Annotated in this window: 14 protein-coding genes; 4 read left to right on the top strand and 10 right to left on the bottom strand. The window is 41.7% G+C overall.

Annotated features, from left to right (window positions below; all coding sequences use genetic code 11):
• Nucleotides 1-50: 50 nt before the first annotated feature.
• The 3 genes from B3394_RS02075 to B3394_RS02065 all read right to left on the bottom strand — a co-directional run bounded on the left by B3394_RS02075 (nt 51) and on the right by B3394_RS02065 (nt 2,811).
• Complete coding sequence (locus tag B3394_RS02075; protein ID WP_177735041.1) at nt 51-980, bottom strand: helix-turn-helix domain-containing protein; 930 nt, start codon at nt 978-980, stop codon at nt 51-53.
• A 119-nt stretch (nt 981-1,099) separates the two neighbouring features.
• Nucleotides 1,100-1,693, bottom strand: coding sequence for a CHAP domain-containing protein (locus B3394_RS02070; protein ID WP_286912430.1), 594 nt, complete (start codon nt 1,691-1,693; stop codon nt 1,100-1,102).
• Between the two features lie 176 nt (nt 1,694-1,869).
• A complete protein-coding gene (locus tag B3394_RS02065; protein WP_286912429.1) occupies nt 1,870-2,811 on the bottom strand; it encodes an NADP-dependent oxidoreductase in 942 nt (313 codons plus the stop codon).
• Between the two features lie 89 nt (nt 2,812-2,900).
• On the opposite strand from B3394_RS02065, the gene B3394_RS02060 reads away from it, so the two are divergent.
• The gene (locus tag B3394_RS02060; RefSeq protein ID WP_286912427.1) at nt 2,901-3,740 is read left to right on the top strand and encodes a helix-turn-helix transcriptional regulator; all 840 of its coding nucleotides are present in this window, start codon (nt 2,901-2,903) and stop codon (nt 3,738-3,740) included.
• On the opposite strand, the gene B3394_RS02055 is transcribed toward B3394_RS02060, so the two are convergent.
• The 4 genes from B3394_RS02055 to B3394_RS02040 all read right to left on the bottom strand — a co-directional run bounded on the left by B3394_RS02055 (nt 3,729) and on the right by B3394_RS02040 (nt 10,540).
• Entirely contained in the window at nt 3,729-4,310 is a 582-nt protein-coding gene (locus B3394_RS02055) for an AAA family ATPase (protein WP_286912421.1), read from the bottom strand. The genes B3394_RS02060 and B3394_RS02055 overlap by 12 nt on opposite strands.
• 121 nt (nt 4,311-4,431) lie before the next feature.
• Nucleotides 4,432-4,875, bottom strand: a complete 444-nt coding sequence (locus B3394_RS02050; protein ID WP_177735031.1) for a hypothetical protein — start codon at nt 4,873-4,875, stop codon at nt 4,432-4,434.
• 279 nt (nt 4,876-5,154) lie between these two features.
• Nucleotides 5,155-7,560, bottom strand: coding sequence for an alpha-ketoacid dehydrogenase subunit alpha/beta (locus B3394_RS02045; RefSeq protein WP_286912419.1), 2,406 nt, complete (start codon nt 7,558-7,560; stop codon nt 5,155-5,157).
• A 199-nt stretch (nt 7,561-7,759) separates the two neighbouring features.
• Nucleotides 7,760-10,540: an aminopeptidase gene (locus B3394_RS02040; protein ID WP_246296999.1), complete on the bottom strand. Its 2,781-nt coding sequence runs from the start codon at nt 10,538-10,540 to the stop codon at nt 7,760-7,762.
• Nucleotides 10,541-10,847: 307 nt separating this feature from the next.
• Between B3394_RS02040 and B3394_RS02035 the strand changes: the two genes are divergently transcribed.
• Nucleotides 10,848-12,812 carry an endonuclease gene (locus B3394_RS02035; RefSeq protein WP_286912417.1) on the top strand — a complete coding sequence of 655 codons (1,965 nt, stop codon included), beginning with the start codon at nt 10,848-10,850 and terminating at the stop codon, nt 12,810-12,812.
• A 78-nt stretch (nt 12,813-12,890) separates the two neighbouring features.
• On the opposite strand, the gene B3394_RS02030 is transcribed toward B3394_RS02035, so the two are convergent.
• Nucleotides 12,891-15,368, bottom strand: a complete 2,478-nt coding sequence (locus tag B3394_RS02030; RefSeq protein ID WP_273245347.1) for an outer membrane beta-barrel family protein — start codon at nt 15,366-15,368, stop codon at nt 12,891-12,893.
• A 96-nt stretch (nt 15,369-15,464) separates the two neighbouring features.
• A complete protein-coding gene (arsC, locus tag B3394_RS02025; protein WP_177735023.1) occupies nt 15,465-15,806 on the bottom strand; it encodes an arsenate reductase (glutaredoxin) in 342 nt (113 codons plus the stop codon).
• A gap of 116 nt (nt 15,807-15,922) precedes the next feature.
• On the opposite strand from arsC, the gene B3394_RS02020 reads away from it, so the two are divergent.
• Both B3394_RS02020 and B3394_RS02015 read left to right on the top strand, forming a co-directional pair.
• Entirely contained in the window at nt 15,923-16,828 is a 906-nt protein-coding gene (locus B3394_RS02020; RefSeq protein ID WP_286912403.1) for a CPBP family intramembrane glutamic endopeptidase, read from the top strand.
• An 11-nt stretch (nt 16,829-16,839) separates the two neighbouring features.
• Nucleotides 16,840-17,880 carry an AMP-binding protein gene (locus B3394_RS02015; protein ID WP_286912402.1) on the top strand — a complete coding sequence of 347 codons (1,041 nt, stop codon included), beginning with the start codon at nt 16,840-16,842 and terminating at the stop codon, nt 17,878-17,880.
• A gap of 89 nt (nt 17,881-17,969) precedes the next feature.
• On the opposite strand, the gene B3394_RS02010 is transcribed toward B3394_RS02015, so the two are convergent.
• Nucleotides 17,970-18,395: a DoxX family protein gene (locus B3394_RS02010; RefSeq protein WP_177735016.1), complete on the bottom strand. Its 426-nt coding sequence runs from the start codon at nt 18,393-18,395 to the stop codon at nt 17,970-17,972.
• Nucleotides 18,396-18,492 lie beyond the last annotated feature (97 nt).

Below are 18,492 nucleotides of genomic sequence, written 5' to 3'. Positions count from 1 at the left end.
TTGAAAACAAAAGCCCGTCAATGGCAATATTCCCTATTAAAGAACCAATTTTACGGTAGCAGGCGGTATTCGGACGGGGTGCATTTTTTTTGCGCTTTAAAAAAGCGGCTAAAATGGGAAAGGGTATCAAAAGACAAGGCCGTGGCAATCTCCTTGATGCTTAGTTCCGAATAGCGAAGCAGGAATTCCGCTTCCAGTGTTATTTTCTGGTGGATGATGTCGATAGCCGAAAATCCGGTTTGCTGCTTTACACATTCACTTAAATATTTGGGGGAAATGTGCAGTAAATCGGAATACTCCTTAACCGTCCGGAATAGCGCAAAATGCTTGTCGACCAGTTTCCGGAATTTATGCACGATCTGGAACTGCCGGTTCATGCTGGTTGTCGAATTGAGCAGGCAGATTTCGCAAACCCTGTTGTAGTCATATAAGATCTGGATCAGGTACAGGCGGATCATGTCCAGGTAAAACGGACTGGCCTTATAGTATTCGGCTTTGATTTTTTCAAACTTATAACGATTGGATTCAAAAAGAGCGGCATCCAATTCGAAAACAGGCGGGTATTCGGGGTTGATAAAGAGTAATTCTTCTAAAATGCTGCTGTTGACAAAGCCCTTCTTCAGGAAATCCGATTTAAAAACGACCATATAGGCTTTAAAATCGTCTGAAAAGGAGGAGAGTGAATTAATGGATTCTGCCGGAATAATGGAGATATCCTGTGCTTTCAGCGAGTAGTGGTGCTGACCGACAATCATGTCCAGCTGCCCGGAAATGCAAAGCAAAATGGTTGTAAAGCTAAACCGGGTAACGCCTACAGTTTTTGTAGTATTGTCGATTTCAAGCAGGATAAAATCCTCAAGACACAGGTTGTTAACTTCTGTAGCCGCAGTATTTATATAAAGGCTTATAAAAGTTTGAATATCTAAAAGCTGCGTGGTCAGGGATGAGGATGGCCTTATGATACTTCTGTTCGGTTCCAATTAGTTAAGATTAAGTTCGTACTTCATGACAATGAAGGGGGCGTAATGATAGTATAAAGATACGATTTTTTAAATACGGCCTGCCGGAAAATAACAACGATGCGGATTCGTTTTTCCGGTTATTCTTTTCGCAGCCAGCCGATTATTCGTTTGTTGTCAATTACCCACATGTCATTGCGCAACTGTAATGAGAATCTGGCTCTGGAAGCAGCAAACGGCCCGGGATTCTGCTGGATAATCTCAATCTCGTTATCATGAACTTCCGAAACGATGGCCACATGTCCGAAGCGGTTCAGCAGCGAACCGGAATACACTAACAGGTCGTTGACCTTGGGTTTGGACTCACTCGGATTATGGTATTGCAGCAAAGCGCGTTTGGTGTTGAACCGGCCGTCCGGGATTTCCGGATCAAAAAAGTCTTTTGCATGGCCGTAACTGTCCGGCATCTTGTGGTCTAAATGTTCGCAATAGTAGCGTTTTACAAATTCCACACATTGGTATTTTAATCCTAAATTATAATTGTCGGTAGTCAGGTTACGCCCGGAAACATTATCCACTCCGCCATTATAATAGACATTGACCCCGTTGAACTGATCAACAACCTGGCCGGTAGTGTAGGAGCTGTTGAAGTTGTAGTTTTTAAGGCAGTATACAGTCCCTATGGTGAGTACTGCAATACATCCGGCGATGGTGTAAAGGCGTTTCTTTTTCATGGTTACTGGCAGAGAAATTAAAGTATAAATATAACATAAATTTCAGTCTTTTGCAGCCGCAGCCGGATTTATATTCAATACCGGTAATGGCTTCCGATGCGATTTTCCTGAACATAAAAAAACGGATCCGGAGTATACTCCGGATCCGTTTTGGATAGAGCCGGATTCCAAAAAGATTACAGGGTAATTACAATTTTACCCACGGTTCTTCCGGTTTCAATATCGTGATGGGCCTGTGCCATTTGTTCAAACGGATATGTTTTGGAAACATGGGCTTTTATGCTGCCGTTTTCCAATAAGGCAGCCAGGGATTTCATGTCGTCTCCGTTTGAAGCGACCAGCATAAAAGAGCCGTTAATACCTTTTGAGCGTGCTTTTTCGGTTACCTGTTCGTTCAGACCGGACGGAATGCTAATCAGGGTTCCCTGCTTTCTGATGACTTCAAGGGAACGGTCAATGTTATTTCCGCCGATGGTGTCCAAAACAAAGTCAACATCCGAAACGGTTTCTTCAAAACGTTCGGTGTTGTAGTCAAGGTGTCTGTCTGCACCCAGTCCTAACACAAAATCCTTGTTTTTAGCAGATGAGGTTCCAATCACATAAGCACCCAGGTGTTTGGCAATCTGAACAGCAAAATGCCCGACACCACCGGAAGCGGCGTGAATTAAAACAGTATCGTCAGGCTGTACTTTGGCATGGTGTACCATGGCCTGCCAGGCGGTCAATGCCGCTAAAGTTGCCGCAGCGGCTGCTTCAAAAGAAATGTTGGCAGGTTTTAAGGCCAGTTGGTCTTCGGGCGCACTTACATATTCGGCATAGGCTTTTCCGTGTCCCGGGAAATTAACCATACCGAAAACAGCATCCCCTTTTTTTAAAGTCGTTACTTTTTCTCCTACCGCAGTAACAATACCGGAAATATCCCAACCCAGAATTAAAGGCTGTATTTCTTTTAACCTGCCATACATGCCGTTTCCGTTTCGGGTTTTGGCATCAACAGGATTAATGCTGATGGCTTTTACCTGTATGAGTACTTCGTTATCGTTATAATCAGGTAGCGGTAAGGTGGTGAGCTGTAAATTTTCCGGAGCTCCTGTATTTTCTAAAATAAATGCTTTCATACTATTACAATTAAAATGTAAAGCAAAATTATACAATATATTGGCTATTTTTATGGTATAAATTTTCTTTTATTTGGTATTTTTGTGCCATGAAGCGAGAACATTTGTACGAACCGTTTTCAATTAGTTTTGAAACGCTGACGGAATATCCCAAACCGGCACACCAGCACAGTTATTTTGAACTGGTATATGTGCTGGACGGAAACGGGATGCAGTGCATCAATCAGAATAACTTTGCCTACCATCCGGGGCATCTGTTTTTAATTACGCCCCAGGATTGTCATTCTTTTACGATCGATACACCAACGGAGTTTTTCTTTTTGCGCTTTAATGATATTTATATCCGTTCGAATGCTTTACAAACGGATAATATCAAACGGCTGGAATTCATTTTGCAAAATGCCAACCATCAGCCGGGCTGTATTTTAAAAAATCAAACGGATAAAAGCCTGGTACGGCCGATGGTCGAAGCGATCATACGCGAATATGTCAACCGGGACCTGTATAACAAAGAAGTCATCCAGCAGATCATCAACACGCTGATCGTGATTGTAGCACGCAATATTGCCAAATATTTACCGGAGCAGGTGACTGAAAAAAGCGATGAGAAATTTTTAGCAATCCTCAATTATATACAGCAGCATATTTATGAGCCGGAAAAGATCCGTACCGAGGTAATGAGTGCGCATTTTGGCATTTCGGAAGGGTATTTAGGGCGGTATTTTAAAAAGCACTGTAACGAAACGATGCAGTCGTATATCACGAACTATAAGATCAGTTTAATCGAGTACCGTCTGAAACACAGTGCAAAACGGATTAACGAAATTGCGGTTGAATTAGGATTTACCGATGAAAGCCACCTGAATAAGTTTTTCAAAAAGCAGAAGGGAATTGGTCCCAGACAATACCGGAGCAGGCTATTTTCTTAGCAAGTCCGGGATGTGGGACAACAAAAAGGCAAGCCTTGTTTCAATATCTGCTTTCGGAATTTCAATGATCTGATAGTTGTATAACCGGTAAGTTGCCACCATTTTTTCATAAGTACGAACCGCTTCTTCCCAGGTTTGTTTCCGTTCCGTATCTGTTTGGTATATTTCCTGCCAGGGCGGCAACAGGAATACTTTTGGGTTGTAAGTAAACTGCCGGGCGTTGAGATCCATGGCTTCGGATATTCCCAGATTGATTAACTGCGCATAACACAGGGTGTCGGGAATGCCCCTGTCGAAAAAAACAGGCTCATTGCCGGGATGCGAATTAAATGTTTCGATATAACTGCTAACGGAGCGTTCCAGCATCAGCCGGGTGTACAGCGCGGTGTCTTTCCAGGGTAAAGCCGTTCCGCCGGACTGTAGCTGTTCCTGTATGATTTCCCGGGCTGCTTCCGGAATGCAACGATAGTGCTGCCGGGCTAAAGCATTCAGTAAAGTGGTTTTTCCGGCTCCGGGACCGCCAGTAATCACAAAGAAGGTATCGGAATGCCAGGGTTGTTGCAAGGTCATTTTGTTTTAAGGTATAATGTTTTTGGGATCAATAAGTCTGCCGTGAAGCCGGCAATACCGGTATCCTGATAATCGGACCGTATGTGGATCCCGTTTTTATGAAATGCGGGGGTTATCCTTTTTAAATGGATGTTAATTTAAGTAAAACAGGAAAAATAAAGGTAAGCATTAAATGGGTATAAAGCATTTCTTCGAGGCTTGTTTTTTGCAGTAGCATCAGGATAAGAAAAAACAGCGATTGCGTGATTGTAATACAATACCCGATCATAATGACCTTTTCGCCGGTATTAAACAGCAGAACTGCCATATAGCCGGTTATTATCGCAATCAGGGTTTTTGAGGTCATGTTGAAGATATGGTCAATTTGTGAGGTTCCCTTTTGATAAAAAGACTTCACAATGGAATAGGGATAATAATAAATAGTGATGCCGGTTAATATTGCCGATACGGGATATTGGATAACAGGAATGCCGTTATTGTTGTTGCTGATCAGTATTAAAACCGACAATAGTAATAGTAATAGATTCAGCCAGTATTTTTCTTTTAATTTTATGAAATGGAACATCGGGATAAGTATTATTGGTTAGGTATATTCCATGTGCATGATTGGCTAATGAAGTAAAAATAGCCCAAAAAAGAGTTGCCTGTACAAAAGGGAATTACTCATTTATACTCAAAATTAAATTTTTAAAGGAATAATAAGAAAGAACCTTTTTTACTGTTGAAAACGGAGAAAAAGTAACCCGATTATGGCTGCTGCTTAATAAGTTTTTGGTGCTTTTTAGCGGGTGATACAAAAAAAGCCGGACATTGTCCGGCTTTTTTAATGTTATAGATGTGTTTATTAGTATAAACTTGGATATTTGGAAGGATTCGCCTCATTCATAATTTCGTACACTTTTTCGAAAATATCTTCGGCTGAAGGTTTGGAGAAATAATCCCCGTCTGTTCCGTAAGCAGGACGGTGCGCTTTGGAAGCCAGTGTTTGCGGCTGACTGTCTAAATGCATATATCCTTTTTGCTCATCGATGATTTGCTGCAGGATGTAGGCAGAAGCACCACCCGGAACGTCTTCATCAATTACCAGTAAGCGGTTTGTTTTGGCTACGCTTTTCACGATATCATGATTAATATCGAAAGGCAATAACGACTGAATGTCGATGATTTCGGCATCAATACCCACTTCCAGTAATTCTTTGGCAGCCTGCTCGATTAAACGCAGGGTAGAACCGTAAGAAACCAAAGTGATATCTGTACCTTCTTTGATGGTTTCCACCACACCGATTGGCGTTTTGAAAGCTCCGATATTGGAAGGCATTTTTTCTTTTAAACGGTAACCGTTCAGACATTCTACTACTAAAGCCGGTTCGTCGGTTTCCAGTAACGTATTGTAGAATCCTGCTGCTTTAGTCATGTTTCTCGGTACTAAAACGTGTATTCCGCGGATCGCATTCAGGATCATTCCCATTGGTGATCCGGAGTGCCAGATACCTTCCAGTCTGTGACCGCGTGTTCTGATGATCAGCGGTGCTTTCTGACGTCCGGCAGTTCTATACTGTAAGGTCGCCAAATCGTCACTCATGATCTGGATTGCATATAAAAGATAATCCAGGTACTGGATTTCAGCGATCGGACGTAATCCTCTCATCGCCATTCCGATTCCCTGTCCTAAAATGGTTGCTTCACGAATACCGGCATCGGCAACACGGAAGGCACCATATTTTTCCTGCATACCTTCCAATCCCTGGTTCACATCGCCGATAGTACCGGAATCTTCACCAAAAATTAAGGTTTCAGGATATTTAGCGAAAATAGCATCAAAGTTATCGCGGATGATTAAACGGGCATCCACTTCTTCGGCTGCTGCGTCATAAACAGGCAGTACTTCTGCACTGTTCAATACATTTTTATCCGATTGGGAGAACAAATGCGAGCTGAATTTAGGCTGTATCTTAGCTGTATAGCTGGTAATCCAGGTGGCTAACGAACCTTTTCCGTTTTCGTTTACGATCAGGCGCAATACTTTACGCGCAGTCACTAAAATGTCTTTACGGATCGGTTCTTTAATTGCGGCTAAATCATTTGCATATTTTTCAATGAAAACTTTGTTAGGACTGGAAGCAGCAATACTGTTTAAGAAAGCAGCTAATTCCTGCTGTTCTTCTTTTATCGGGTTCAGGTAAGCGCTCCAGGCTGCTTTTTTGCCTTCCAGCACTTCTTTTTTAGCGGCAGTATCCATTGCTTCAATTTCTTCGGCTGTAGCAATGTTGTTTTCAATCAGCCATTTGCGGAATTGCGCCAGACAGTCAAATTCTGCTTCCCATGCCAGACGATCGGCATTTTTGTAACGTTCGTGTGAACCGGAAGTAGAGTGTCCCTGCGGCTGGGTTAGTTCTTTTACGTGGATTAATACCGGCACGTGCTCTTCACGGGCAATAGCCGCTGCTTTCTGATAGGTTTCCACCAAAGTAGGGTAATCCCATCCTTTTACCGTGATGATCTCAAAACCATTGTTGTTTTCATCACGCTGGAATCCTTTTAATATTTCGGAGATATTCTCTTTTGTAGTCTGGTAGCGGGCGTGAACGGAAATTCCGTATTCATCATCCCAAACGCTCATCACCATTGGTACCTGAAGTACTCCGGCAGCGTTAATGGTTTCAAAGAACAAACCTTCCGAAGTGGAAGCATTACCGATTGTTCCCCATGCGATCTCGTTTCCGTCAATTGAGAAATTGGTGTTATTTTCAATTCCGGATACATTACGGTATATTTTTGAGGCTTGTGCCAAACCTAATAAACGAGGCATTTGCCCGGCTGTTGGAGAAATATCGGCACTTGAATTTTTCTGAGCAGTAAGGTTTTTCCAGTTTCCGTTTTCGTCAAGGCTGTGTGTGGCAAAATGCCCGCCCATCTGACGTCCGGCACTCATCGGGTCATGAGCCAGATCGGCATGACCGTATAAACCGGCAAAAAACTGTTGAATTGTCATTTGACCTATTGCCATCATGAAAGTCTGATCACGGTAATAACCCGAACGGAAATCGCCGTTTTTAAAAGCCTTTGCCATCGCAAGCTGTGGCACTTCTTTACCATCACCAAAAATCCCGAATTTCGCCTTACCGGTAAGTACTTCACGTCTTCCCAATAAGCTGCATTCTCTGCTGATGGTTGCAATTTTATAATCGTTAAGCACCTCTGTTTTGAAATCTTCAAAAGAAAGAGCTTCTTTAGCGGCCGTTTGATTCATAGTCAAATAATAATGAGATTGGGACAAATTTAATTATTTAGTCAATACAAAACAAAGGATTGTGAAAATAACAATTCAACATTTGGTAAAAAAACTATGGGTTTATCTTGTTTTGTTGAGGATATTTTATTGAAAATAGTGTTTTATCAAAGTTTTTTTAATAAAATAAAATAAAAATGCCTGTTTTTTTATCGTTTATTTAGAACCACTTTCTGGTAAATAGCGAAACCAGGGTTTTGGCACTCAGGGTTACGACAAACCGGATGCGCTGTCCGTAATTAGGATCGTTTACTTCCCAGCCGTTATTGGAATACACCGGGAAATAGAGCTCAAAATAGTCCTGAACCAGATTCAGCCGGATTCCGCTGTCGTAAACAAACTGCGGATTGGAGAAACGGTTTTTAATGATTCCGGCATCGGCATAGGCTTCCACCCAGTTCCAGATACTGAAACTGGCATTGGTGGTGGTCATCCACTGGTTTGCATAGCGGTTTTTTAACTTGGATTTAAAACCACCGTCGGCCATTACAAACTGCTGGCTGAAAAGTCCGGTCGATTCCGAACGGCCAATAAGGTTGTAACCGAAAAGATAATCGGAAGGGCGATCCAGTCCGAAGCTAAAGAAATCGGTTCCGGTTTCGTTATACATAAAGGTACCGGCAAAAAAACGAACGGTGACCTGCCGCCTGTCGTCAAATAATTTCCGGTACTGCATTTCGGCGGAAAGCCTGCTGAAATTGCTGGCAATCTGCAAATCGGTTAAAAAGCTGTACAGTCTTGCGGTTTCTGCTTCCCCGATGGAATAGCGGGCGTTAAAAACAGAATAGTTTTCTTCTTTTTTGTTTTTAAGCAGTGGCGAATCTTCTTTTTCTACAAAGACATGGCGTATCAGGATGGTCTCTTTTCTGTTTTCGCGGTAATCCGGTTCCCGGAAACGGAACTGTACCGAAGGCATGATCTTCGTATAGGAAGCATTCGGCGCATAATGGAGCGTTGAACCGGAAATGGAATAACGGATGTTGTACAAACGTTCGTCCCGGATATTCTGGAAATAGGAGAGTGTCGCACTTCCTACCAGTTCTTTGGTATTCGTGGAATAATCAGGGATAATATCAAACTGAAACGGCTTGTCCAGCAGGGTTTCATTGTGAATGCGCATGCCGAGCATCAAACCGTCATACAGGTTGTAATTGAAATCCGGAACATAAAAAAACTGGTTGTATTGCGGATCTTCAAGGTCTTTAAAGAAGTTGAATTTTACCGGACGGTTCAGCGAAGGAAAGCCTTTTAGCGTTTTATAGTTGTTCCGACGGTTAAATTCGGGCACTTCATTGGTGTGATTAAGTGCCAGTTTGTCAATCCCTTCTTTCGGAACGGATACGATGGTGTCCTTAGCTATATTTTCCAGCCAGGTTTTCGAAACTATCTGACCGTTTTTCATACCGTATAACGGAACGGGAACGGTTGCCTGGGCATTGTTTTTGACTTCAACCTGTATGTTGCTGCCGTCGTCCCGCACTTTTCCGAATTTATAATCGATCAGGTCCCTGGAATTGATAACAGATTTGAAAAACCAGTCGATATTTTTGGGTGTTTTTGATTTTAGTATGGTTTCGATATCGTTTCGTGAGGTCTGCTGACTTTTGTTTAGGGTCACGAAATCATAAAGCGCACTGTCTACGCTGTCGTGCTGCAGGTAGGAATCCAGGTAATTCAGGGCTAAGCCGGCTTTGTATTTTCCGGATATTTGTTCGTTGAATTTTACAAAGGTGTTTTTCGGATTCCCGATGGGCTGGTCGAGGTTCATACGGGCCATCATCAGGTACAGATAGCTGTATTGCTCGTTAAACCCGGTGGTAAAAAGGCTAAAGCCTCTCAGGAATTTATAGCGTGCCAATGTTCCGGTCATTTTTACATTGGGGTAATTGTCTTCAATATACTTCATCATCGTGTAGACCTGAATACCGTCGTATATCCAGTTGTCTTCCCGGTGATTGACCTGTAAGGTGTTTTTCAGGTAGTTGTTTACGTATGTTTTCAGGAATTTGAGTTCATAGACAAATTCATCCGGAAAGGGTCTGAGGAATTTGGGCAGCTGGTTCAAGCCGTAAAACGGGTTACGGTCATAGTCGGTCTGGCTGATAACCATTTTGTCCTGTGCCGGATTGCCCAGGTGTTCGGCTACATAGTTAACGACACGGTCAATGATAATGGCTTTTTGAACTTCACTGAGCTTGTTTTCTTTAATGTTGCTTGTTATTTCCGTTTTGTCGTTTTTGTAATTGCCGTATGTTAGCGTGTTTTCCAGTGCGAGGATAATGTCCTGCCTGTTTTTTCCGGTCAGGGTATAGTTTTTAAAACCGTCTTCTTCGGTAGTGGCGGTAATGTCCAGGTCGGTGGTTAGCGATAGTGCTGCCGGTACTTTTAGCTGAATATCAAAATCGGAAATTGCATTTGAAATATCGTCCAGATTTTCATTGCTGTATTTTACAAAAGTGTTTTTTTCGTATCGGGCAGGTGTCAGAAACCAGTTTTTAATATAGAAATCACCCGCATTATTAAAGCCGTAACGGGTAAAACGGTCGTTGGGTATTTTTACGGAATAGACGATGTTAATCCGGAATTTCTGCTTCGGATATACCGGATTCAGCAAATGAATGTCGACTAAATCGGGTTGGTTGGGAAGCCGGGACCATTCCAGTCTTCGCTGGTTCTGATCGATAACGGAAACAATATTGGTGTGTCCTCTGTCGCTCTCGCCGGCAAGATGGAAAATCCGGGTAAATTCGTCCGAAAAACGTTTGGCCAGCGGTGTGCTTCTATCGGAATAGGCATTATTCCAGTCGTTTAGGATATAGTCTTTAAGCGTGTCTTTGGTGTTGTTATAATAGGTTATTTCCTGCTGTATTTTAAGCATTTTCGACTCCGGATCAACGGTAATACTCATAGCGCTGTGGTGCTGGGCACTCACAGAGTACATTCCAAATAATAAAAAGGGGAGAAGGTATTTAATGGCTTTCAAAGGGTTCTGGCAAGTCTTATGGATTAAACCTGGTTTTTTAATTATAACAGTATGTATTCACAATGTTACAATTTTAATTCAAATTATTAGCGAAAATTTTCAGTAGTAATGAAAAATAATATTCCATGAGTTGGCATACGCTTTTTTAGCTGTGGTGTTGTGAATGTTAAAACAGTGTAATTTTTTGATATACAGTGAAGTATTAACAATTATGCTGCCTTTAGTTTTTTGTTTATAATTAACTTTGTCGCTAAACTTAATAGGAATGACAAAAAAATTACTAATTATTTTACTCTTTTTAGCGTCAAATGTTATCTTTTCTCAGGTAGTAATCAACGAGTTGGATTCCGATACGCCTTCAACAGATGATAAAGAGTTTATTGAACTGAAATCCACTGTTCCGAATTTTTCTTTGAACGGTTATGTACTGGTTTTGTTTAACGGCGGTAGTACGGGAACCTCTAACCTGAGCTATTATGCCATTGACCTGGACGGATTAACGACCGATGCAAACGGTATTATCGTGTTGGGAAATACGCTGGTATCTCCTGTGCCGACGTATATTTTTTCTAATAATGTCGTGCAGAACGGACCGGATGCGGTTGCGATTTATCAGGCAAACGGTTCCGATTTTCCAATGAACACACCGGCATCAACAACCAACCTGATCGATGCGCTGGTATACGGAAACAACAATACGCAGGCAACGGCTTTACTGTCGGCATTGGGAGTGAGCACGCAGATTAATGAAAACATGAACAGCCAGGGTACGGTACAGTCCATTCAGCGAAAAGCGGACGGAACCTATGAGGTTAAAGCGCCTACACCCGGAGCGAATAATGATGGCAGCGGTATTGTTTTTAACGGGATTACAATAACAGCACCCACCACGCACCTGAATGAAGGGGATAGTTTTGTTATTACGTTTACGACACAAACGAATGTGGCGAGTAACCTGACGTTTAATTTTTCTTTGCATAACGATAGTTTTACAACAGCAGATTATATCGGTAATACCACGGTTTTGATTCCTGCAGGATCCAATTCTTTTTCGACCACGATCCAGATCATCGATGATGCAATTGATGAAGGGGATGAGGTGCTGAAAATAAAATTCGGAACCCTTCCTGCCGGTTATGTGCGCATGAACGACAATATTGAAATCCGTGTAATCGACAATGATTTTACGGTTTCGGCATGGGGAACGCCTTTAAATCCTACGCATGGTGTGGTTACAAGTACGGCACCAGCCGGTTATTACAATTCACTGGAAGGATTGAGCGGAGCGGCGTTAAAACAGGCTGTTCAGAATATTATTGCCAATCCGGCGGTAGTGAGAGCTCACAATTATGGCGACATTGTTGAAATACTTAAAAAAGCAGATCAGAATCCGCTGAACAGTAATCAGGTCTGGATGATGTATGTTGAGTCCCCGCGGGCGAAACTGGATTATCAAACCGGCAGCAGTAACGTAGGAACCTGGAACCGGGAGCACATTTATCCGCAGTCAAGAGGCGGATTTTCAAACGGTACTTCGTCTACTCCGGACGGGATCAATGTCTGGCTGCCAACCAATGCTGACGATATCAATGCGGCACATGCCGATGCGCATCATTTAAGAGCGGAGGACGGTCCGGAAAACAGTTCCCGAAACAACCGTGATTACGGCGGTACGGACTATAACGGTCCTGTTGGTACTCAGGGTTCGTGGAAAGGCGATGTGGCGCGTGCGGTATTCTATATGGCAGTTCGTTACAATGCTTTGGATGTGGTAAACGGTAATCCGCCGGACACTACCGTAGGACAGCTGGGTGATTTAGCGTCTTTACTGGCCTGGAACCACAGCGATCCGTCGGATGATTTTGAAATGAACCGCAACAATTATATTTATACCTGGCAGGTGAACCGCAATCCGTTTATCGATCATCCGGGTCTTGCCGATTATATCTGGGGAACGCATGTGGGGGAACCCTGGTCGGCTACTTTGAGTACACCGGATGTGAACGCATTGCAGGTATTGTTATATCCGAATCCTGCGAACGATTATTTGTATATTGACGGTGTTCAGGATCGCGGACAGCTGGAAGTGTACACAATTACCGGGCAAAAAGTAAAAACACTGAATTTTGAAGGTACAACAAAAGTATCTCTGGATTTGTCTTCCGGAATGTACATTACAAAAATTACATCCGATAATAAAACGGTAGTGAAAAAGCTGCTGATACGATAAGTAAAAAAGTCATAAACATAAAAAAAACCTTCAAAGCTAACTTTGAAGGTTTTTTTATTGGGTATTATGATTATGGGATTATCCGCCCATATATTCGTCACCACCGTTATTGTCGTCTCTTTTTTGTTGTTTTTCTCTTTCGTTTTTGCTTTTGTTAAAACGGTAAGTGAAAGACAGGTTGATTTGACGCTCTCTCCATTGCATTTCACTGTGTGAGTTTAATTGTAACGGGATGTTGGTATCGCTAATTCTTTTACGGGAATTGAATACGTCGTTTACGTTTAAGGCAATGGTAGCTTTGTCTTTCAGGATGTCTTTGCTGAATGCCAGGTTAGCCGATAGAATTCCTTCACTTCGTCCCTGCGACGTGTTTTGCGGCGCATTGTAAGTAGCGTTGGTCTGCCAGTCAATTCCATACGGTAAAGTAACTTTAGAGCTCACTCTGGTAAACCAGCTGTAGGCAGTATTGCTTAAATCCTGTAATACTTCAACATTATTGGCATCGGTATAGGTATAGCTTCCGTCCAGTTCGTTTCTGAAGAAGTTGAAGTTACCGTTCAATTTCCACCATTTGTACGGATTGTAGTTTAACGTAAATTCAAAACCAAAACGGTATTCTGTCGCTAAGTTTACCGGTGTACTCACATAAACAGGTGTTCCTTCAATGGAATTACCGGTTGCTTTTTTGATAAACTGGAAGCTGTCATCCGTTTTGTTGAAATAAGCGGAAGTGCTTAATGTAAGTTTGTCCCAACGTTTTAAATAACCTAAATCGAAGGAATTGGTATAGGAAGGATTTAAATCCGGATTTCCTTCAAAAACGTTGATGTTACTCGAAAGTCCGCTAAACGGGTTTAAGAAACGGCCTCTCGGACGGTTGATTCTTTTACTGTAGCTCAAACTCACGCTGTTGCTTTGAGAAAACTCATACGTCAGGAAAACACTTGGGAAAAAGTTATCGTATTTTTTAGTGTTGAAATCGCTGTTTTTCAAAAAGTTGATGTCGATATTGGAGTTTTCATAACGCAATCCGAACATATAGCTGAATTTCTTGATTTTTGAACCAAACTGTGCATAAAGGGCATTGATCTGCTCTTTATATTCGAAAACGTTTGTTAAATCACTGTTGTTCTGCCAAACGTTACTGGTAAAGTTGTCCACTCTGTAATCGGTTGTCAGGTCGGTAAAATCACCACGGTAACCGGCTTCAAACTGGCTGTTTTTTCCAATTGGCAATACATAGTCGGATTGAATAAGGCTACGGTTTTGTTTTTGTTTGTTGAAGGTTCTGTCAGCACTATAGATGTTGTCATTCAATTGAATGTCGCTAATGGTAGCATCGTCATTGTCTCTGTTTGAAGAAACGGAAGCATCAACGGTTAATTTATGACCGTCTTTTTTAAATTTCTTTGTAAAGTTGGTTGAATATTCCACGTTCTGGGAATCATTCGTCTGATCGTTAAAACGATTTCGGGTAAAAAGATAGTTGTGATTTGCATCGAAATTATCGAAATACACATTGTCCGGATTACCTCCGGTATTTTTTCGGATACCAACAGAGTTAGTCCAGGTTAATGATTTGGTCAGGTACCATTCCATACCGAAATTCGTATTGTATCCTTTACGCTCTCTTCTGTTGGCTCTGCTTTCGTTGATATATCCGGTAACAGCTCCGGTGTTTTTATCTAAATATTCCGAATTGGTAAACGAGTTTCCGGGACTATCGCTATAGTTATAGCCGGAAGTAGTGAACAGGTTGAAGTTTTTACTTCTGTAATTCACACTGGCATTCACACCAAAGTTATCCGGATTACCGGCAACAGCCGTAACACTTCCGTTAATGCCCTGTGCTTTTCCTTTTTTAAGAATGATATTAACAATACCGGCTCCACCTTCGGCATCATATCTTGCAGACGGATTGGTAATAACTTCCACTTTATCAACAGAATCTGCCGGAAGCGTACGCAACGCATCAGCAACATTGATTCCGGCAAGACCGGATGGTTTTCCGTCAATAAGGATACGAACATTGTCGTTTCCTCTAAGGCTTACATTACCGTCTGAATCTACAGAAACGGAAGGAACATTATCCAGAACATCACTCACACTTCCGCCTTTAACGGTCATGTCTTTTCCAACATTGTATACTTTTTTGTCCAGTTTGATATCAACAGTAGATTTTTCGGCTACTACGGTAACCTCCTGAAGCAATTTGGCATCAAGCGACAGGGTAATCATGCCCAGACTGGTGTCTTTTGTCAGCTCTTTTTGCTTGATTTCCACGGTTTTAAAAGACAGGAATTCTACTTTTATATAGTAATTGCCGGCAGGAACTTCAAAGCTGAATTCTCCTTTGTCGTTTGTCATCGCACCGGAAACGGTAGAAGGGTTTTTTAGATTTTGGGCATAAACATTGGCATACTCCAAAGGCTGTTTGGTTTCACCGTCTACAACTCTACCGGTAACGGTAACTTTATTACCATCAGGTTTTTGGGCAAAAGAGACGAATGATGTCAAAAACAATAGCATTACTATTGCAAGATGAACTCTTTTCATGAATAATTAGTTTGGTTTTCTTCTTAAGACTGCAAAAGTAACCGTAGGTTTAAGCGCGAAATCACAAATGTTTGTTAAAACGAAGCTATAATTATTCTAAATAATGTCCAGTATTTTCGCCGTCGGACGGCCAATCACGGCTTTATCGCCATTAATAACGATCGGACGTTCAATCAGTTTCGGATGTTCTGACAGGATTTCAATTACCGCTTCATCACTTAACGTTTTGCCTTTGTAATTGTCAATCCATAAACTTTCTTTCTGGCGTACCAATTCAATAGGTTTGATGTTGAGCTTGCCGATAATAGACCGTAATTCTTCTTTGCTTAAAGGCTGATCCAGGTATTTAACCGTTTCAAATGTGATGCCTTTGTCTTCCAGCAGGCAAAGTCCTTCTCTGGATTTACTACAGCGGGGATTGTGATAAATAGTGATCATAGCAGAATATTTTTACAAAGGAAATGATATTATTTGAAAATTGAAGTAACTTAGTGGTAACAAATTATTAACCCGTGAACCGGTGTCACGGACCTAACCCATAACACTCCCTCAATATGTTTATTGAACAAGTAAAGACCGAAAAGTTTAATTTTTTATTGTATCTGCCCATTCCTGTTTTGTTTTTAGTGTTAATGCTGGCTAATTATTTTGCTTCTATGGATGTGAATACCGAAGAGGTGATGCATCAGACCATTGCGGCAATAGGTGTGAACACTACTTTTGTATTCCTGATTATTCCGCTGTCGTTAGCCTGTATCTTTTTACTGATCTGGGTAAAAGTGGTCCACCACCAGAGCATTACCAGCCTGACCACATCCCGCGCAAAAATTGACTGGAAACGGGTGTTTTTCTCTTTCGGATTGTGGGGTTTTGTTAGTGTTGGGTTGACGTTACTGGTTTACTTTTCACATCCTGAAAATTTTAAAATCAATTTTCAGCCGGTTCCCTTTTTTACCTTTCTGATCCTGGCGGTGATTTTAGTACCGCTGCAAACCAGTTTTGAAGAATACCTTTTCCGGGGCTATTTAATGCAGGGTCTGGGTGTGGTGACGAATAGTAAATTAATACCGCTGCTGGTTACGTCCATTATGTTCGGATTGATGCATATTGCCAATCCGGAAGTAGGCAAAATGGGCTATATCATACTGATCTATTATATTGGTACCGGTTTCTTTTTGGGAATCATTACCTTAATGGATGAAGGCATGGAACTGGCTTTAGGCTTCCATGCGGCAAATAATCTGGTCGGAGCGCTTTTAATCACGTCGGACTGGACTGCATTCCAGACCCATTCGATTCTTAAAGACTTGTCGGAACCTTCAGCCGGATTTGATGTGATTTTGCCGGTATTTGTGGTTTTTCCTTTGCTTATTTATGTATTTGCAAAAAAATACCAATGGAATAACTGGTCGGATAAGCTAACCGGAAAATTACAATTTAATACTACCGAAACATTATAAACTTGCAGTATATGGAAAAGCTGACTTATAAAAAAGTGCACAACAGGTTCAAATTGAATGGTACCCATTTTAACGGTAAAGAACTTTACCAGCGTGCTTTTGTTTTTATCAAGGAAGGGGAGGAGCATGAAAAGGCTTTGGGAAACTTTATACTGGAATGGTTTGATGAAAAAGATTTTATCGAAATAACCACTTCCGGCACTACCGGAACGCCCAAAGTGATCCGGCTGCAAAAGGATGCGATGGTAAATTCGGCATTGGCAACCGGCGATTTTTTTAAGTTAGAACCGGGTAATAAAGCGTTGCACTGCCTGCCTATTCAGTATATCGCCGGAAAAATGATGCTGGTGCGGGCTTTTATTTTAGGGCTGGAACTCGATTATGTGGCGCCCAGTTCGAATCCGCTGGCAGGAAATGAAACGGTGTATCAGTTTGGTGCCATGGTACCGTTGCAGGTTCAGCATGCTTTAGGGCAGTTGCAGCAAATTAAAACAATCATTATTGGCGGTGCTAAGATCAATACGGTTCTGGCGGCTGCCCTGAAAGAAATTCCGGTTGCGGTTTATGAAACCTACGGAATGACCGAAACCATCACGCACATTGCCGCAAAATTAGTGCAGGAAACCGCGTTTACGGTTTTGTCGGGAATTACCATCAGTACGGACAACAGAGGCTGTTTGCTGATTGATGCGCCGAGGGTTTGCAGGGAACAGCTGGTTACAAACGATATGGTCGAGCTTGTCAATGAAAAGCAATTTATATGGCTGGGACGTTTTGACAACGTTATCAACAGCGGTGGCGTAAAGCTGTTTCCGGAACAGCTGGAGGAAAAATTAGCGGCCGTTGTTCCGCATCGTTTTTATGTGATCGGCAAAGAAGATGAAACACTGGGGGAAAAACTGGTTCTGGTAATTGAAAGTGAACCGTATCCCATTGATAATACGATTTTCGATTTTTTAGGGAAATTTGAGAAACCTAAAGAGATCATTTTTGTTCCGGCATTTAAGGTAACAGACACCGGTAAAGTAAAAAGGCGGGATACGATTCAATAAAAAAACCACAAAGTCACCTGTTTTGATGTTCACAACACGTTTCTGAATACACGTTGGTTCAAGTGGTCTTTGTGGTAGGGATTTTCTAGCTACTTATTCATCTTAAAATAGTAGTCAGCCGAATGTTTTCCGCTTCCGTAAAAAAGGAAAAAGATACAGACTAACAGGGTTATTGTTGCCATGATAAAGTTCTGGACATTCATCTGTCCTAAAAAGTTAATCATTACCGCACCGATTAAAATAGGCAATTGCACCCAGATGGACCAGCGGGTAAGTAAACCAAAAACAATCATGATACCGCCAACCATATGTGCAGAAGCAACATAGTGGATGAGTAGCATTTCACTGCCGAAATTTCGATTCATGTGACCTAAAATTTCATGCAGATATTGTCTGTTTGCAACAAAAAAGGCACCTCTCAAAAACAAAAAGACACCAAGAGCAATTCTAACTAGGTCTAGCGGATAGCTGGTATGCGCATTGGCCCATTTGTTTAAACTTTTAACTCTATCCATAACAAATGACTATTTGATTTAGGATGAAAGTTACTAAATAAAAATTAAAATGTATAATTTTTTAGTTAAAAATAAGTGTTTTAACGATGTTAAATGT

The sequence above is a fragment of the Flavobacterium sp. UBA4197 genome (assembly GCF_002379575.1).
GTDB classification, from domain to species: Bacteria; Bacteroidota; Bacteroidia; order Flavobacteriales; family Flavobacteriaceae; genus Flavobacterium; species Flavobacterium inviolabile.
Note: the sequence above shows the minus strand (reverse complement) of the source record. Positions and strands in the feature narration are given on the sequence as shown.